Here is a 16,595-nt window from a genome sequence, read left to right as displayed (position 1 = left end):
TCCGGTACGGGTTTTCGGAGCTACCGGTACTCTTCGCACATGACATCCGGGCAGACCGAGATATGGCACAATCCACGCTGCACCAAAAGCCGCAACGCTACGGCATTTCTGGACGAAGCCGGTATCCGCTATACCGTGCGAAAGTATCTGGACCAGTCACCGAGCGCCGCCGAACTTCGAGACGTGTTGCGGAGGCTCGGCGCCGAACCATGGGACATCGCCCGGACCGGAGAGCAGATCGCGAAGGATCTGGGTATGGCGGATTGGGCGCGTACTGCCGCGGAGCGGGATCGGTGGCTCGAGGCACTGGTCGAGTATCCGAGGTTGATCCAGCGCCCGATCGTGTTGACCGCCGATGGCGGTGCGGTGGTCGCACGTGACGAGACCGCCCTGCGCGCGCTGTTGTGACGTCCACGAGCGACATGCCGTTCTCGGACGAGCGGCCGGGTCGGCTGTCTCGCCTTCGTTCAGGTGATCAGGACGGTGGCGCACCGGAGTCCTCCTGATTCCCGGCTCGCTTCAGCAGATCGGGGATCAGGAGCCGGGTGTCCGGGACGAATAGCCAGCTCGGGTCGGCCAAGTGTGCGCGCAACTCATTGTCGGTCCACCACCAGCCATCGGCGATTTCGTCGGTTTGGTGGTGGACCGGACCGTCGTAACGCAGTTCGTAGGCGAACAGGTGGCAGCGAACCGGTCGGCCGTCCCATTCGCCGTCCCAGGAGAATGTCGTCAGCAGCTGCGGAGGGAAATCAGCCGGGGTGGGTCTGACGTTCAATTCCTCGGCTAATTCACGCAGGGCAGTAGCGAGCGGCGATTCACCTGGTGCGACCACACCGCCCGCCAGGCAGTCGTGCATGCCTGCGAACACCAGCTTGGTGTCGGTGCGGCGGTGCACGTAGATCCGCTCGCCATCACCCGAGCGCAAGAGCACGCCGGCGCTGGCGTGCCACAATCCGTCGAGATAGACAATAGCCCGCTCGGCAACTCCTATCTGGTTCCCGTCCGGGTCGTACAGCGCGATCGGTTCGGTACCAGGATCGTCGACGTACGGCGAGTCACGATGCGGTGGAACGGACATCGACCGAGAGTAACCGAGAACGATTCGGGCATTGTCTGTCACTCGCAGAGAGGATCGGCCATCCATGGTACTTCCGCGCGCACTGGCGAATTTCAACCGATATGTCACCAACCCAGCCGCCGGCGTGTTCGCGGGCCGGGCGCCGGGCTTCGGCATTGTGTTGCATCAGGGCCGGAATTCGGGGAGATCCTACCGGACGCCGGTCATGGTCTTCACACAGGGAGAGTCCTACCGCATCGCGCTGACCTACGGACAGAACGTCGACTGGGTCAAGAACATCCGTGCGGCAGGCGGCCTCACCCTGGAGACCCTCGGTCGTGCTGTCGAATTGACCGATCCGGTCGTGCGGCACGATCCCGCCGTGGATTGGGCGCCATGGGGTGTCCGACAGGTATTGAAGGCGATCTCGGCCGAATATTATGTAGAGTCTCGCCTCGCGGGTTGAACCGGCTGTGTTGTCATCGTTCTCCGGTAGCCGGCCTGCCGTGATCACTTGACCGGTTCTCGCGAGTATCGGCGCAATCGCAGGTGCGCTTACTGCGATGACATCAGCAGGTACATACCGATAGCGCAGGGGGGTGTGGTCGCTCCGCGCTCGTTTCGGTCATATCCGGACTACCGTGCCGACCTGCGCCGAGACAGCTTCTCCGTAAGTACCACCTACGGTATGACATTCGACTCCGCCGGTCATGACCGGATCGACTGGGTACGTCGCCTAGGCTCGACATCATGCAGCGCATCATCGGAATCGAGGTCGAATACGGCATCTCGACCCCAACGGAGCCGTCGGCCAACCCGATCCTCACCTCGACCCAAGCGGTTCTGGCCTACGCCGCCGCCGAGGGGGTGCCGCGCGCGAAGCGTACTCGTTGGGATTACGAGGTGGAATCGCCGTTGCGCGACGCCCGCGGATTCGATCTGAGCCGGATGACCGGCCCCGCTCCGGTGATCGATGCCGACGAGGTCGGCGCGGCCAACATGATCCTCACCAATGGTGCTCGACTCTACGTCGATCACGCTCATCCGGAATACTCCGCACCCGAGGTCACCGATCCGCTGGATGCGGTGATCTGGGACAAGGCGGGCGAACGGGTGATGGAGGCCGCTGCCAGGCACGCTTCCAGCGTGCCTGGCACGCCGCGGCTGCAGCTGTACAAGAACAATGTCGACGGCAAGGGCGCTTCCTACGGCACGCACGAGAATTATCTGATGAGCCGGGAGACGCCGTTCAACCAGATCATCGCCGGGCTCACGCCGTTCTTCGTATCCCGCCAGGTGGTCTGCGGGTCGGGGCGGGTCGGTATCGGCCAGGCCGGTGATCACGCCGGATTCCAGTTGTCCCAGCGAGCGGACTACATCGAGGTCGAGGTCGGCTTGGAGACTACGCTGAAGCGGGGAATCATCAACACCCGGGATGAACCGCATGCCGACGCCGACAAATACCGCAGGCTGCACGTTATCATCGGTGATGCCAATCTGGCCGAGATGTCGACGTATCTGAAGGTCGGCACCACCGCCTTGGTACTCGATCTGATCGAGGCGGGCGAGGATCTTTCGGATCTGCAGTTGGCTCGCCCGGTTGTCGCGGTGCATGCGATCAGTCACGACCCGACGCTGCGGGCGACGGTCGCGCTCGCCGATGGCCGCGAGCTCACCGGCCTCGCGCTACAGCGTGTCTATCTGGACCGGGTGATCAAGTTCGTCGACCGCACCGGCAATGACGACGCGCGCGTTCATGACATCATCGAGAACTGGGCCATGGTTCTCGATCTGCTCGAGCGCGACCCGATGGAGTGTGCGAACTTGCTCGATTGGCCTGCCAAGCTGCGTCTGCTGGAGGGGATGCGCAGTCGGGAGGGGCTCGGTTGGGCGGCTCCAAAACTTCATCTGATGGACTTGCAGTACTCGGACGTGCGCTTGGACAAGGGACTCTATAACCGGCTGGTCGCGCGCGGCTCGATGAAGCGGCTGATCACAGAACAGCAGGTGCTCGATGCCATGACCAACCCGCCGATCGACACTCGTGCCTACTTCCGGGGCGAGTGTCTGCGCCGTTTCGGCGCAGACATCGCGGCGGCCAGCTGGGATTCGGTGATCTTCGACCTGGGCGGCGATTCTCTGGTGCGCATTCCGACCCTGGAGCCGCGCCGTGGTACCAAGGCGCATGTCGGCCGCCTTCTCGACGGTGTGGATACTGCTGCGGACCTTGTCGAACAGCTCACCACATAACCGAGAACCGAGTAGGAGCGCGGCGCGACAGCGGATCGGGTAGCGCGGCTGTAGCGGATAGGACACAGCGCGGCCGCAAAACAAGCACACGATCGATGCTGGTGGGTAGTGTTGAAGGAAGAGCACGGACAATGCTCATGATCGGGGCCGTGCTCACGTTGGGTTCCGATCATGATGAAAGATAGAGGAGGTCGGCTGCCATGGCACAAGAGCAGACCAAACGCGCAGGGGGCGGCGACGAGGACGAGGGGCCTGACGGTGTGGACGCCGCCGGACAGGAGCGCCGGGAGAAGCTGGCGGAGGAAACCGACGACCTGCTCGACGAGATCGATGACGTGCTCGAGGAGAACGCCGAAGACTTCGTCCGCGCGTACGTGCAGAAAGGTGGCCAGTGACAGTCGGTGACCCCTCGCGGCTCCACTTGGGGTACGCCCTATCGTCCTTCTCCGAGTATTTGCGCATGCACGCTCCGGATCTCTTGCCCGCCATCAGGTTCGGACAGAGTGCCGCCGGAATCCCCGGCGGCACTCCGGCGCAGGACATCGCGCCGCATGGCACTACCATTGTCGCGGTCAGCTACCGGGGCGGTGTGCTGATTGCCGGTGACCGACGTGCCACGCAGGGAAATCTGTTGGCCAGCCGGGACATCCAGAAGGTCTATATCACCGACAGTTACTCCGCGGCCGGAATCGCGGGCACCGCGGGCATGGCGGTGGAGATGGTGCGGATCTTCGCGGTGGAGCTGGAGCACTACGAGAAGCTGGAGGGCGTGCCGCTGACTTTCGACGGCAAGGCGAACAAGCTGTCGAAGATGGTGCGGGAGAATCTACCCGTGGCGCTGCAAGGTCTGGCAGTGGTGCCGATGCTGGTCGGCTACGATTCGGACGCTACCGATCCGGACCGGGCAGGCCGTATCGTGTCGTTCGATGTGGTGGGTGGCCGCAGCGAGGAACGTTTCGGATACGCTGCAGTGGGTTCCGGTTCGATGTTCGCGAAATCCGCGTTGAAGAAGTTGTATGCCAAGGGAATCGATCAAGATCGCGCGTTGCGGATCGCGGTCGAGTCATTGTTCGACGCGGCCGACGATGATACCGCGACGGGTGGCCCGGATCTGGTGCGCAGCATCTTCCCCACGGCGATCGTCGTCGACGAGGAAGGCGCGGTCGAGGTAGCCGAGTCGCGGCTCGCGGAGCTTGCCCGCGAGATCGTCGCCGACCGTGAGGCCGCCGAAGAGGGGAGCGCCTGATCATGACACTGCCGTACTATGCGTCGGCCGAACAGATCATGCGCGACAAGACCGAGCTCGCGCGCAAGGGCATCGCTCGAGGCCGCAGCGTTGTCGTGTTGGTCTACGACAAAGGTGTGCTGTTCGTTGCCGAGAACCCTTCCGCGACCCTGCACAAGGTGAGTGAGCTCTACGACCGAGTCGGGTTCGCCGCGGTTGGCAAATACAACGAGTTCGAGAATCTACGCAGGGGCGGTATCCTGCAGGCCGACATCCGTGGCTATCAGTACGATCGCCGTGATGTTACCGGACGTGCACTGGCCAATGCCTATGCGCAGACTCTGGGCACGATCTTCACCGACCAGCTCAAACCCTATGAGGTGGAGATATGCGTGGCCGAGGTCGGGTATCCGGAGCAAGCCGCGCAGTCGGTGCTGTATCGAATCACTTTCGACGGTTCGATTGTGGATGAGCGGGAGTACGTAGTGATGGGGGGTACCACGGAGCCGATCGTCACCGCATTGAAAACCTCGTATCAGACGGGCTTGGATCTGCCCGCCGCGATCGGTGTCGCGGTACGTGCGCTCCAGGCGGGTGTGCCGGAGGGGACGGAGAAGGATAAGCGGGTACTCGGTGTGCACTCGCTGGAGGTCGCCACTCTGGAGCAGGCGCGCCCGCGCCGGGCGTTCCGGCGGGTCACCAGCGTTATGTTGGAGCGTTTGCTCAGTTCTTCGCAGCCGGATGAGGCGAAGGGAGACGGGGGTCCTTCGGTGGAGTGATCTCTCCGAAGTGAGCCATACTACCTGGATATCCGGCGGCCCGCGAATGGATTCTCGTTCGCGGGCCGCCGGGCGTTCGATATGTTACCGAGGTGCAGATCCTCCGGTCGGACTGCGATTCGGCGTGGGTAAATTCCGGCGAATCGGGCCAAATCGTTGTGAAGACGTATGCATAGGGGTTGTCCGGAGCGCCACGCAAGTCCATGACATGGCTGTACTGTCGATGGTGTGCAGCGACGAATCATGGGGATCGAGACCGAGTTCGGTGTGACATGCACCTTCCACGGTCACCGTCGGCTGTCCCCCGACGAGGTGGCCCGGTATCTATTCCGCCGGGTGGTGTCCTGGGGCCGTAGTTCGAATGTGTTCCTCCGCAATGGTGCTCGGCTCTATCTCGATGTCGGATCGCATCCGGAGTACGCGACCGCGGAGTGCGATAGCCTCGCGCAATTGGTGGCCCATGACCGGGCAGGTGAGCGGGTCCTCGAAGAGTTGCTGATCGACGCTGAGCAGCGTCTTGCCGAAGAGGGCATCGGTGGCGACATCTACCTGTTCAAGAACAACACCGACTCCGCGGGCAATTCCTACGGATGTCACGAGAACTTTCTCGTGGTCCGTGCGGGTGAATTCTCTCGGATCTCGGATGTGCTGTTGCCGTTCCTGGTGACCCGCCAGCTGATCTGCGGCGCGGGTAAAGTGCTACAGACGCCGAAGGCCGCTACCTTCTGTTTGTCACAGCGTGCCGAGCATATCTGGGAGGGCGTCTCCTCGGCGACGACCAGGTCGCGCCCGATCATCAATACCCGTGACGAGCCACATGCCGATGCCGAGAAGTACCGCCGTCTGCATGTGATCGTCGGGGATTCGAACATGTCCGAGACCACCACGATGCTCAAGGTCGGCACGGCGGCCCTGGTACTGGAGATGATCGAGGCCGGCGTTTCGTTCCGTGATTTCGCCTTGGACAATCCGATTCGGGCGATCCGCGAGGTCAGTCACGACCTGACCGGGCGGCGGCCGGTGCGGCTGGCGGGCGGGCGGCAGGCCAGCGCACTGGACATCCAGCGCGAGTACTATGCCCGTGCGGTGGAGCATCTGCGCAACCGTGATCGCGATCCCCAGATCGATCAGGTGGTCGACTTGTGGGGGCGCGCTTTGGACGCAGTCGAGGCGCAGGACTTCGCGAAGGTCGACACCGAGATCGACTGGGTGATCAAGCGCAAGGTGTTCCAGCGCTATCAGGATCGTTACGGCATGGAGCTGTCCGATCCGAAGATCGCCCAGCTGGATCTGGCCTATCACGATATCAAGCGCGGACGTGGCGTATTCGACCTGTTGCAGCGGAAAGGCCTGGCCAAGCGAGTCACCGAAGACGATGCCGTGGACGCCGCGGTGGACACCCCACCACAGACCACCAGGGCCAAGCTGCGCGGCGATTTCATCACCGCCGCGCAGGAGGCAGGGCGCGACTTCACGGTCGACTGGGTACATCTGAAGCTGAACGACCAGGCGCAGCGCACCGTGCTGTGTAAGGACCCGTTCCGCTCGGTCGACGAGCGGGTGGACCGTCTGATCGCCTCGATGTGACGCTGTTATGATCGGCTCTTATCGGACAGCGTTCTCTAACGTCAGCTCTCCGGACCTTCCGTCAGGTAGCGTTCGATCTTCTCCACTTTGGCGGTCATCGCATCGGTGACCCCAGGGCGGATATCGGCCTTGAGCACCAGGCTGCACCGCGGCGCGACTGCCAGGATCGCGTCGGTCGCCTGTTTCACCACGGTCATTACTTCGTCCCATTCGCCCTCGATGGTGGTGAACATGGCATCGGTGCGATTGGGCAGCCCGCTGGCCCGGACTACACGGACCGCCTCGGTGACGGCCCGGCCGATCTCGACATCGGTGCCGAGGGGGGTGACGGAGAAGGCGATGATCATAGTCCGATGATGCTCGTACGCACAGCGGTGTTCAACCGAATCGCGCGCCGCCGCGTGGTGCTGTCATCGCGCCGGTTACTCTCTATCGGGTGGCGATATCCAAGGTCGAGCGGCTGATGAATCTAGTCATCGCGCTGCTGTCGACCCGGCAGTTCCTCACCGCGGAGCGGATCCGGGACAGTGTGGGCGGATATGCGGACTCCGCCAGCGACGAGGCGTTCAGCCGGATGTTCGAGCGGGACAAAAGTGAGTTGCGTGATCTGGGCATTCCGTTGGAAGTCGGGCCGGTGAACCGATACTCGACGGTCGAAGGCTACCGGATCAATCGGGATGCCTACGAACTACCCGACATCGACTTGACCGACGAGGAGGCCGCGGCGGTCGCGGTGGCCGTACAGATGTGGGAATCGCCCGAACTGGCCGCCGCCGCGGAGGGCGCACTGCTCAAACTACGTGCGGCGGGCATCCACGTGGAGACCGACGCCGCTGTGGCCTCGGTGCCCGCCGTTCCTGCTCGTGCCCGTGGGTCGGAGCCTGTGCTCGGCAAGCTGCTCACTGCGATCGATACGGGCCGGGCGGTGCGATTCGAGCATCGTGGCGCGACCAACGGTCCTTATCTGATGCGCGACGTCGAGCCATGGGGCGTGGTCACTCACTGTGGTCGCTGGTATCTGGTCGGGCACGATCGGGATCGGGACGCGGTCCGAAGCTTCCGGTTGTCTCGGATAGGTAACGAGGTCACCTCTTACGGCCCGAGAAACGTCGTTTGCAAGCCCGATGGAGTCGACCTGCGAGCTATTGTCAACCAAGTGACCAGTACAGCGCCTGTCAGCGGTGTGGCCACGGTATGGGTGGCGGAAGGGCGTGGGCGCGAGATCCGCAGGCTCGGCCAGGTGACCGGTGCGCGGATTCTCGTTGGTCGGGCCGGCGCTGTGGTGCGGCTGCCGATTCGTTCCCGGGACTGGCTGGCCCGCCTCATCACCGGCCTCGGTCCGGACGCGGTGGTTCTTGCGCCCGAGGAGCTCCGGGCCGATGTCATCGCGCGACTGCGCTCAGTGCTCGACCATACGGAGGTGCGGGCATGAGGGTAGAGCGAGCAGGCGTGACAGGTGGTGTATCTCGGTGAGTTCCCGGCTGTCGCTACGCCTTTCCAGGCTGCTCAATATGATTCCCTATTTCATCGCTCATCCCGGCATCAGCATGGCTGAGGCAGCTGCCGACCTCGGCGTAACCACCAAGCAGTTGATGAGCGACCTCAATCAGCTGTGGATGTGCGGGTTGCCCGGTTACGGCCCTGGTGACCTGATCGACTTGTCATTCTCCGAGGAGAGTATCGAAGTCACCTTCTCTGCGGGTATCGACCGACCGCTACGGTTGACCTCGACGGAAGCGACTGCGCTGCTGGTCGCGCTGCGTTCGCTCGTGGATCTACCAGGTATGGTCGACCCGACTGCGGCGCACGCAGCTATCGCCAAGATAGAATCAGCCATCGTCGGCGGTTCCGCGCCCACCGGGAGTGACGAAACGAGCACACCGCCGCAGGAGGCGCCCGCCGTGACCGCAGTGCGATCGGCGCTGGCACTTGGTCGCGCGGTGTGCCTGGTGTACTACTCCGCCAGTCGCGATGCGGTGTCCGAGCGTATCGTCGACCCGATCCGCATCCTTCTGGTGGATGACAACAGCTATCTGCAAGCCTGGTGCAGGCAGGCTGAGGGGGTGCGGCTGTTTCGTTTCGATCGGATCGAGGCCGCGACCGAGCTGGCCGAGGCGGCTCGGCCACCCGTGCACGTCGCCGCGGCGGCAGCCGGTCTCGACCTGTTTCAGGATGATCCGACGGTTCCCTTGGCGCGCTTGCGTATTCGTGCCGACTATGCGTGGGTGCTCGATCAATATCCGATGCGCAGGATAGGGGTGTATCCCGATGGTTCTCTCGAGGTGACCATGAGGTTCGCCACGCTGAACTGGATGGCGCGCCTACTGCTCGGTTTCGGTGCGGGCGTCACCGTTCTCGATCCGCCGGGCCTGGTCGCCGCGGTGCGCGATCGGTCGGATGCGGCCCTGGCCGTCTACCGGGAAGCCGGATATCTGGAGGCTCGATGAGGACGACCGGACAATTCGTCGCCGAGCTGTCCGGTCAGTGCGGGCGCACCGGAGTCGAGCTGCGTGGGAGACGCACCGGTGTCAGGTGGCGCACACGAGCGCTGCTCTGCCACCAGGCGGTGGAGCAGGCACAGTGAGCGCACGAATCCTGGTGCTCGGTGCGGGCAGTGTCGGGAATTTTGTCGGCGGCAAGCTGGCGCTGGCCGGTGCGGATGTCACCTTGGCCGGGCGGAGACGGATGCTCGATGAGATCACCGCTTCGGGCCTGCATCTCAGCGACCTCGACGGCGGAGCCGACGTACTCGCCGCCGACCGGTTTCGTGTCGTTACCGGACCGGGTGGTGTCGAACCGGTCGACATGGTGCTCGTCACGGTGAAATCCGCGGCCACAGCGGACGCGGTACGTGAATTCGCTGAGGTGATCCGGCCGGGCACCGTGGTGCTGAGCTTGCAGAACGGCATCGGGAACGACTCGGTGATTCGGGAGATCCTGCCGCACTGCGCAGTCTTGGCCGGCATGGTGATGTTCAATGTCGTGCATCATCCCGGTGGCCGCTTCCATCGTGGCACCGAAGGGGGGCTCGCAGTGCAGGACGATCCAGCGCTCACCCCGTTGCTGAGTGTGTTCGAGCGCGCTGGGCTCGGGCTGCGTCGGTATGTGGATCTGCGCCCGGTGCAGTGGGCGAAGTTGCTGCTCAACCTCAACAACCCGATCAACGCGCTGTCCGGGCGGTCATTGCGCGAAGAACTCGGTAACCGCGACTATCGCCGATGTCTGGCATTGACCCAGCGCGAAGCGCTCGCGGTAATGAACAGAGCACGAATTCGCCCGGCTCGGCTGACCCCGCTACCGCCCCGGGTGATGGCTGTACTGTTGACCGTCCCCGATGGGCTGTTCCAGCGGTTGGCCGGGCAGGTGCTTGCCATCGATCCGATGGCGCGGTCATCTATGGCGGACGATCTGGCGTTGGGCCGGAAGACCGAAATCGCCTGGTTGTGTGGTGAAGTTACCAGACTGGCCGTCATGGTCGGGGTACCGGCGCCGGTGAATCAGCGGTTGATCGAATTGATCGTTGCCGCCGAACAAGGTGGCCGACGCACCTGGACCGGTCACGAACTGCTCGGCCAGTTGCGGGCCGCAGCGGCCGGCGGCTCGGCCTAACGCCGGGTAAATGAGTGGTGACGACGACATTCGCGCACTTCATGGTCCGGTAGCATTCAGACCATCAGAGTCTTGGGAGGTAGATCATGGGCAGTCTGAGTATCTGGCACTGGCTGATCATCGCAGTGGTTTTCATCATGTTCTTCGGGGCCAAGCGGATGCCTGATGCGGCTCGTAGCCTGGGCCGATCATTACGCATCTTCAAGAGCGAAGTAAGCCAGATGCAGAATGAGAGCAACGCGCAGAACGCCGATGCCTCGGCTCAGCAGCCCGCTGCGCCATTGCCTGCCGCGCAGCAGGCGCCGAAGGCTACCGAGCCGCGCACAGAACCGAAGTCGGTCTGAGCGGATCCACTCCCACCGGGGCGAGGAGGTACTCACCCCGGTCATAGTGCTGTTGCCGAGCTGAGCGAGGCACGTCAATCCAGGGGCTGTCACCAACTATGCGAATCCCGTTCGATCCGCGGCGTAGCAAGCGCAGAACCAACCCCGACGGCACCATGTCGTTGGTCGAGCATCTGCAGGAGCTGCGTTATCGTCTCTTGGCCTCGATCGCTGCGGTGCTCGCCACCACTGTGCTCGGGTTTGTCTGGTATGGGTACTCGTTTCTCGGCATTCAGAGCCTCGGTGAGATCCTGCGGGGGCCGTATTGCGCGCTTCCTTCGTCGACGCGCGCGGAACTCAGTACGGACGGTGCGTGCCGACTGCTCGCCACCGCCCCGTTCGAGCAGTTCACGCTGCGCCTGAAAGTCGGTATGACCGCGGGCATCGTGCTCGCGGCACCGGTCTGGCTATATCAGCTCTGGGCATTCATCACGCCGGGGCTTTATGTCAAGGAACGTAGATACGCAGTCGGATTTGTGGTCTCGGGCACCTTGTTGTTCGTTACCGGGGCGGTGTTGGCCTACGTCGTTATCGCGCACGCGCTGAGCTTCCTGTTGACCATCGGCGACAATGTGCAGATCACGGCGTTGAGCGGTACGCAGTATTTCGGCTTCATCATCCACCTGTTGATCATCTTCGGCGTCAGCTTCGAAACTCCACTCCTGATCGTCGGACTGAATCTGGTGGGAGTACTGAGTTATCAGAAGCTCAAGGCATGGCGGCGTGGAATCATCTTCGGATTGTTCGTCTTCGCCGCGATCGTGACCCCGCAGGACCCGTTCTCTATGCTCGCGCTGGCAGGCGCGCTGACTGTCCTGTTCGAGGTCGCTGTCCAATTCTCCCGGATCAATGACCTGCGTCGCGCACGTACCGAACGCGCAGGCTGGGGTGTGCTGTCTGATGAGGAAGCCTCTGAACTGAGAATGCCCGAACCTGTCGATTCCGCGGAGCCGATCACGAAGTCGAAGGAGAAATCCGCACGACCTGCGTCGGATTACTCCGATACCCTCTGACGCGTGACAGATCATCGGTCGCAGCCGGACGAGTTGGCTGTATTCTCCACCGAGCTGCAGTTCCAGCTGGATCCGTTTCAACGCGATGCTTGTGCGGCGCTAGAGGAGGGGCACAGTGTCCTGGTCTGCGCTCCGACAGGTGCGGGCAAGACCGTTGTCGGTGAATTCGCAGTCCACTCGGCGCTGGCCACGGGTGGAAAGTGCTTCTACACCACACCGATCAAGGCGCTGTCGAATCAGAAATTCGCCGATCTCACCGAGCGTCATGGCCGCGACAACGTGGGGCTACTGACCGGAGACCAATCGATCAATCCGGACGCACAGACAGTCGTGATGACCACCGAGGTGCTGCGCAACATGTTATACGCATCCTCGGACGCGCTGCGGGGTCTGGCGTACGTCGTGATGGACGAGGTGCACTACCTGGCCGATCGATTCCGTGGCGCGGTGTGGGAAGAGGTCATTCTGCATCTGCCGCCGGACGTGCGATTGGTCAGTCTGTCGGCTACCGTCAGCAACGCAGAGGAGTTCGGCGCCTGGATGGCGACCGTGCGTGGCGATACTGCGGTGATAGTCGACGAGACGAGGCCGGTGCCGCTGTGGCAGCACGTCATGGTCGGGCGGCGGATGTTCGACCTGTTCGACACGAAGTCCACCGAGCAGAAGGTGCTCGTCCACGAAGACCTTGTCCGGTTCATCAGGCACCGGGAGGCTGCCGACCGGATGGGCGGGTGGGGTCCCGCGCGTAACGGCCGTGGCGGCCCCCGCCGTAATTTCCGGCCGCTGCCACGACATGAGGTGCTCGCCGAGCTGGACGGCGAGGGTCTTTTACCCGCGATCACATTCATTTTCAGCCGAGCAGGGTGTGACGCAGCCCTGGCCCAGTGCTTGCGCTCGCGGTTGGACCTCAGCAGAGCAGACGAGCACGGTGAGATCGACGCGATTATCGACAAGCACACTGGTGATCTGCCGAAGCCCGATCTCGAGGTGCTGGGTTATTGGGAGTGGTGTGAGGCACTACACCGGGGCCTGGCCGCACACCACGCCGGTATGCTGCCCGCATTCCGGCACGCTGTCGAGGAATTGTTCGTTCGCGGGCTGGTACGCGCGGTCTTTGCCACAGAGACCCTGGCCCTCGGCATCAACATGCCTGCGCGTACCGTCGTGTTGGAGCGGCTGGTAAAGTTCAACGGCGAGTCACACGCGGAGCTCACTCCGGGGGAGTACACCCAGCTGACCGGTCGCGCAGGACGGCGCGGTATCGATGTCGAGGGGCACGCGGTAGTACTGTGGCAGCCCGAGGTGGACACCAGCGCGGTCGCCGGTCTGGCTTCCACCCGCACCTACCCACTGCGCAGCTCGTTCCGGCCGGGCTACAACATGTCGATCAACCTCATCGACCGAATGGGTGCCGACGAGTCGCGTGCCCTGCTGGAACGGTCGTTCGCCCAGTTCCAGGCTGATCGCTCGGTGGTCGGGCTGGTACGTGGTATCGAACGCAACGAGGGTGCGTTGGGTAAGCTGCGCGTTCAGCTCGGCGGCGCGGAAGGCGGTTTCCTGGACTACCTCGCTTTGCGCGAACGGATCAAGCAGCGGGAACGTCAGCTGGCCCAGCAGAACCGCGCCGATCGACGCGGTGCGGCGATGGATGCGCTCAGGGCCTTGCGGCGCGGCGATGTGGTGGCTATTCCTTTCGGGCGTCGCACCGGGCTGGCGGTGATCCTCGAGCCGGACGCGACGCCGGGAGATCCACGACCATTGGTGCTCACCGAGGACAAATGGGCAGGGCGGATCTCGGTAGCCGATTTCCCGGTGCCCGCCGAGGCGCTCGGGCACATGCGGCTACCACGTCGAGTGGACCACAGGACCGCGCGCACTCGCCGTGATCTGGCCTCGGCGCTGCGCAGTACCGGAATCTCGGTGCCGGGCAGGCAGCGGCGTGGCAAGCACGCTACCACGACCGATGATCGGGAACTGGCCACGTTACGCCGCGGCCTGCGCGCGCATCCGGCGCACACCAGGCCCGATCGGGAACAGCTGGCCAGAGTCGGTGAGAGGTACAACCGGTTGCTCCGCGAAACCGAGGCGATGCGTCAGAAGGTCGCCGCGACTACTAATTCGCTGGCGCGTACCTTCGATCGAATCGTCGATCTGTTGGAAGAACGAGGATTCGTGCACAACAGTGAGGTGACCGAGGACGGGCGCAGGCTGGCTCGCATCTACACCGAGAGCGACCTTTTGGCGGCCGAATGCTTACGCAGGGGGCTGTGGCGGGGCCTTGGTCCCGCTGAGCTGGCCGGCGTAGTGTCGATCCTGGTATACGAATCCCGCCAGGAAGGCGGGTATCTCGGTCCGGGCGGACCGACAGCGTCGATCCGGCGAGCCGTAGGCGCGACCATTGGCGTGTGGTCCGAATTGCGGTCCGATGAGGCACGACATAAGCTACCGCCGACGAAGGAGCCGGATCTGGGCTTCGTCAACGGGGTCTACACCTGGGCGCGTGGTGATGGGTTGGCCGATTCGTTGCTCGCCGGTGGCGACCAGGGTGCGCCGCTGGCGGCGGGCGATTTTGTGCGTTGGTGCAGGCAGGTGATCGATCTGCTGGATCAGATCCACAGCACCGCCGATGATCCCGAGATCGCCGCCACTGCCGCCAAAGCGGTGCGGGCGATCCGGCGAGGTGTCGTCGCAGTGGATGCCGCGTAGTCGATTCGGTTGTGTTTTGATTTCTTTCGCGTCCCGACAGTGCCGGAGGGGTCGTACGTTGCGGCCCGCGCGGGGGGTTACCGTGTGTACAACGATGGGAGTGGAGGCAAAGAGATGAGCGGCCCTTACGGACCGAAAGACTTCGGGGAGGGACGCAACGATCCCGCCCAGCAGTGGGGCGCGCCGCAGCCGACGGATGGGCTCGGTGCCGCGCAGTGGGGTGCGCCGCAGCCGCAGGGCGGCCCCGGCGCCGCGCAGCAGTGGGGTGGTCAACCGCAGCCACCGGCTTCGGCTCCGCCGACTCAGCAGTGGGGCCAGCAGCCACAGCAGTGGGGCCGGCCGCAACAAGGATGGGACCAGCAACCGCAGCAACAACAGTGGGGGCAACCGCCCGCTCAGGGGCAACCGCAGCAGTGGGGTGGTCAGCAGCCGTCGTCGCCGCAGCCATGGGGCCAACAGTCGCAGTGGAGTGCCCCTGCCCAGCCGCAGGGCGGCAGGAGCAAGGGCATGGTGATCGGTTTGTCCGCACTCGGTGTCGCTGTGCTCGGCGCGGTCGTCGCGTTGATGCTGATGCTGACCGCCACGGACGAACTGGACCAGGTCGCGGTTCAGGACGGTGTGCGGAAGGTGCTGTCGGATTCCTACGGCATCCAGGACATCAGTGATGTTTCGTGCCCGGCGGGGCAGCAGGTGACGGTCGACGCTACCTTCGAGTGCACCGTGAAGGTCGGTGGTGAGACCAAGAAGGTGCCGATCAAGATCACCAAGGAGGACGGCACCTACGAGGTCGGTCGACCGAGCTAGCCCCGGATCCGGTCACGTTCGCTGAGCGATCCCGGCTGGAAGCCTGTTGTGCGGATACGATTCCCGGTGTCGGATCGCGCGAGCCCACCAGATGGATGTGAGGCTGTCGCAACGTCGTAACATTGCTGCCGGTTCCCGGAGGGCTGCCGGTTCCTGGAGGGCATAGGCGTATCGGATCAGGTAATGCGCGCACCGAGCGCCGTGATCAACCGTGTGACAGGGCTTTCGGCGTTGTAGGCGGCACCGAGTGCCCGTAGCCCATCCGGGTCGATGGGTTCGATAGGAAGGACATCGGAGCGCGAGAGCGTCACATCGGCATCGCACACTACGTGGACGACCTGTGCGGCGGCCTTCAGGTAGTCTTCGGCGGCACGGAGCTTGGCTCGGGTTCCGTGTGCCAAGTCGGTCTCGGAATCCTCGACGGCAGCGCGCAGCGCGTTGAGCGAACCGAAACGGGAAATGAGCGCGGACGCGGTTTTCTCGCCGATGCCCGCGACCCCGGGCAGGCCATCGGAGCTGTCGCCGCGCAGTGTGGCCATATCGGCGTATGCCGACCCCGCGTTCCGTAGCGGGACATCGTATTTCGCCGCGACTTCGGCCGGACCGAAAAGTTCTGCTTTGGCCAGGCCCCGTCCCGCGTAGAGGACGCGCACCTGCGGTGCGGGCTCGTCTCGCACGAGCTGGAGCAGATCGCGATCACCACTGACCACGATCACCGTGTCGGTGCGCTCTGTGGTGGCCAGGGTGCCCACCACGTCGTCGGCTTCCAGGCCTGTCGCGCCACCGGTCGCGATGCCTGCGGCGTCGAGTACCCGCAGGATCATCTCGATCTGCGGTGTGAGGGTGGCAGGTACCGCTTCGGTACCTGGTGCGGCCGCTTGTGACGTATCGAGGCGGTGCGCTTTGTACGACGGGATCAAATCGACACGATAGGCGGGACGCCAGTCCAGGTCCAGGCAGACCACCAGTCTGCTCGGCGCGTACGTGGTGATCAAGGCGGCCACCATGTCGACGAAACCGCGCAATGCGTTTACCGGCTTGCCGTCGGGCGCGGTGATCTTGTCGGGGATGGCGTGAAAGGCGCGGAACCACAAACTGGCTCCGTCGATCAGCAACAAGGGCCCACCAGCAGCAGAGTTCACGGGCTGAAGAGTACGCGTAGGCACGGACAGTATGCGCGAG

18 protein-coding genes are annotated in these 16,595 nt (G+C 63.8%); 15 read left to right on the top strand and 3 right to left on the bottom strand.

The features are described from left to right. Window positions 1-39 precede the first annotated feature (39 nt). Window positions 40-408 (top strand): arsenate reductase family protein, encoded by a 369-nt coding sequence (locus ACX4ZE_RS04955; protein WP_480272097.1) that lies wholly within the window; start codon window positions 40-42, stop codon window positions 406-408. Window positions 409-475: 67 nt separating this feature from the next. On the opposite strand, the gene ACX4ZE_RS04950 is transcribed toward ACX4ZE_RS04955, so the two are convergent. Next, window positions 476-1,078: an NUDIX hydrolase gene (locus ACX4ZE_RS04950; RefSeq protein ID WP_480272096.1), complete on the bottom strand. Its 603-nt coding sequence runs from the start codon at window positions 1,076-1,078 to the stop codon at window positions 476-478. Between the two features lie 64 nt (window positions 1,079-1,142). Between ACX4ZE_RS04950 and ACX4ZE_RS04945 the strand changes: the two genes are divergently transcribed. The 6 genes from ACX4ZE_RS04945 to pafA all read left to right on the top strand — a co-directional run bounded on the left by ACX4ZE_RS04945 (window position 1,143) and on the right by pafA (window position 6,898). Continuing rightward, window positions 1,143-1,523, top strand: a complete 381-nt coding sequence (locus ACX4ZE_RS04945; protein ID WP_480272095.1) for a nitroreductase/quinone reductase family protein — start codon at window positions 1,143-1,145, stop codon at window positions 1,521-1,523. Between the two features lie 284 nt (window positions 1,524-1,807). Next, window positions 1,808-3,307, top strand: a complete 1,500-nt coding sequence (dop, locus tag ACX4ZE_RS04940) for a depupylase/deamidase Dop (RefSeq protein WP_480272094.1) — start codon at window positions 1,808-1,810, stop codon at window positions 3,305-3,307. Between the two features lie 200 nt (window positions 3,308-3,507). Then, window positions 3,508-3,702 carry a ubiquitin-like protein Pup gene (locus ACX4ZE_RS04935; protein WP_014986166.1) on the top strand — a complete coding sequence of 65 codons (195 nt, stop codon included), beginning with the start codon at window positions 3,508-3,510 and terminating at the stop codon, window positions 3,700-3,702. Beyond that, window positions 3,699-4,553: a proteasome subunit beta gene (gene prcB / locus ACX4ZE_RS04930; RefSeq protein ID WP_480272093.1), complete on the top strand. Its 855-nt coding sequence runs from the start codon at window positions 3,699-3,701 to the stop codon at window positions 4,551-4,553. Before ACX4ZE_RS04935 ends, prcB begins: the two co-directional genes overlap by 4 nt. Before the next feature lie 2 nt (window positions 4,554-4,555). Continuing rightward, complete coding sequence (prcA, locus tag ACX4ZE_RS04925; RefSeq protein ID WP_480272092.1) at window positions 4,556-5,311, top strand: proteasome subunit alpha; 756 nt, start codon at window positions 4,556-4,558, stop codon at window positions 5,309-5,311. 228 nt (window positions 5,312-5,539) lie between these two features. Beyond that, window positions 5,540-6,898, top strand: coding sequence for a Pup--protein ligase (gene pafA / locus ACX4ZE_RS04920; protein WP_480272091.1), 1,359 nt, complete (start codon window positions 5,540-5,542; stop codon window positions 6,896-6,898). A 41-nt stretch (window positions 6,899-6,939) separates the two neighbouring features. Here pafA and ACX4ZE_RS04915 read toward each other — a convergent pair whose 3' ends face one another. Then, window positions 6,940-7,245 (bottom strand): thiamine-binding protein, encoded by a 306-nt coding sequence (locus ACX4ZE_RS04915; protein ID WP_480272090.1) that lies wholly within the window; start codon window positions 7,243-7,245, stop codon window positions 6,940-6,942. 89 nt (window positions 7,246-7,334) lie between these two features. Here ACX4ZE_RS04915 and ACX4ZE_RS04910 point away from each other — a divergent pair, with 89 nt between their 5' ends. From ACX4ZE_RS04910 to ACX4ZE_RS04875, 8 genes are all read left to right on the top strand, one after another. Next, window positions 7,335-8,330, top strand: a complete 996-nt coding sequence (locus ACX4ZE_RS04910; RefSeq protein WP_480272089.1) for a helix-turn-helix transcriptional regulator — start codon at window positions 7,335-7,337, stop codon at window positions 8,328-8,330. A 37-nt stretch (window positions 8,331-8,367) separates the two neighbouring features. Beyond that, complete coding sequence (locus ACX4ZE_RS04905; protein WP_480272088.1) at window positions 8,368-9,345, top strand: helix-turn-helix transcriptional regulator; 978 nt, start codon at window positions 8,368-8,370, stop codon at window positions 9,343-9,345. Then, window positions 9,342-9,482: a hypothetical protein gene (locus tag ACX4ZE_RS04900; protein WP_480272087.1), complete on the top strand. Its 141-nt coding sequence runs from the start codon at window positions 9,342-9,344 to the stop codon at window positions 9,480-9,482. The genes ACX4ZE_RS04905 and ACX4ZE_RS04900 overlap by 4 nt, the downstream gene beginning before the upstream one ends. Continuing rightward, window positions 9,479-10,507, top strand: coding sequence for a 2-dehydropantoate 2-reductase (locus tag ACX4ZE_RS04895; protein ID WP_480272086.1), 1,029 nt, complete (start codon window positions 9,479-9,481; stop codon window positions 10,505-10,507). The genes ACX4ZE_RS04900 and ACX4ZE_RS04895 overlap by 4 nt, the downstream gene beginning before the upstream one ends. A gap of 86 nt (window positions 10,508-10,593) precedes the next feature. After that, window positions 10,594-10,851 (top strand): Sec-independent protein translocase subunit TatA, encoded by a 258-nt coding sequence (tatA, locus tag ACX4ZE_RS04890; RefSeq protein ID WP_480272085.1) that lies wholly within the window; start codon window positions 10,594-10,596, stop codon window positions 10,849-10,851. A 98-nt stretch (window positions 10,852-10,949) separates the two neighbouring features. Then, window positions 10,950-11,903 carry a twin-arginine translocase subunit TatC gene (gene tatC / locus ACX4ZE_RS04885; RefSeq protein ID WP_480272084.1) on the top strand — a complete coding sequence of 318 codons (954 nt, stop codon included), beginning with the start codon at window positions 10,950-10,952 and terminating at the stop codon, window positions 11,901-11,903. 3 nt (window positions 11,904-11,906) lie between these two features. Further along, a complete protein-coding gene (locus ACX4ZE_RS04880; protein WP_480272083.1) occupies window positions 11,907-14,609 on the top strand; it encodes a DEAD/DEAH box helicase in 2,703 nt (900 codons plus the stop codon). Window positions 14,610-14,723: 114 nt separating this feature from the next. Then, window positions 14,724-15,413, top strand: coding sequence for a DUF4333 domain-containing protein (locus tag ACX4ZE_RS04875; protein WP_480272082.1), 690 nt, complete (start codon window positions 14,724-14,726; stop codon window positions 15,411-15,413). A 176-nt stretch (window positions 15,414-15,589) separates the two neighbouring features. On the opposite strand, the gene ACX4ZE_RS04870 is transcribed toward ACX4ZE_RS04875, so the two are convergent. Beyond that, window positions 15,590-16,555 (bottom strand): 5'-3' exonuclease, encoded by a 966-nt coding sequence (locus tag ACX4ZE_RS04870; RefSeq protein ID WP_480272081.1) that lies wholly within the window; start codon window positions 16,553-16,555, stop codon window positions 15,590-15,592. Window positions 16,556-16,595: the final 40 nt, after the last annotated feature.

The organism is Nocardia sp. TBRC8007 (genome assembly GCF_056629435.1).
The sequence above is the reverse complement of the archived record's forward strand: the minus strand, read 5'-3'. Positions and strand labels throughout refer to the sequence as shown.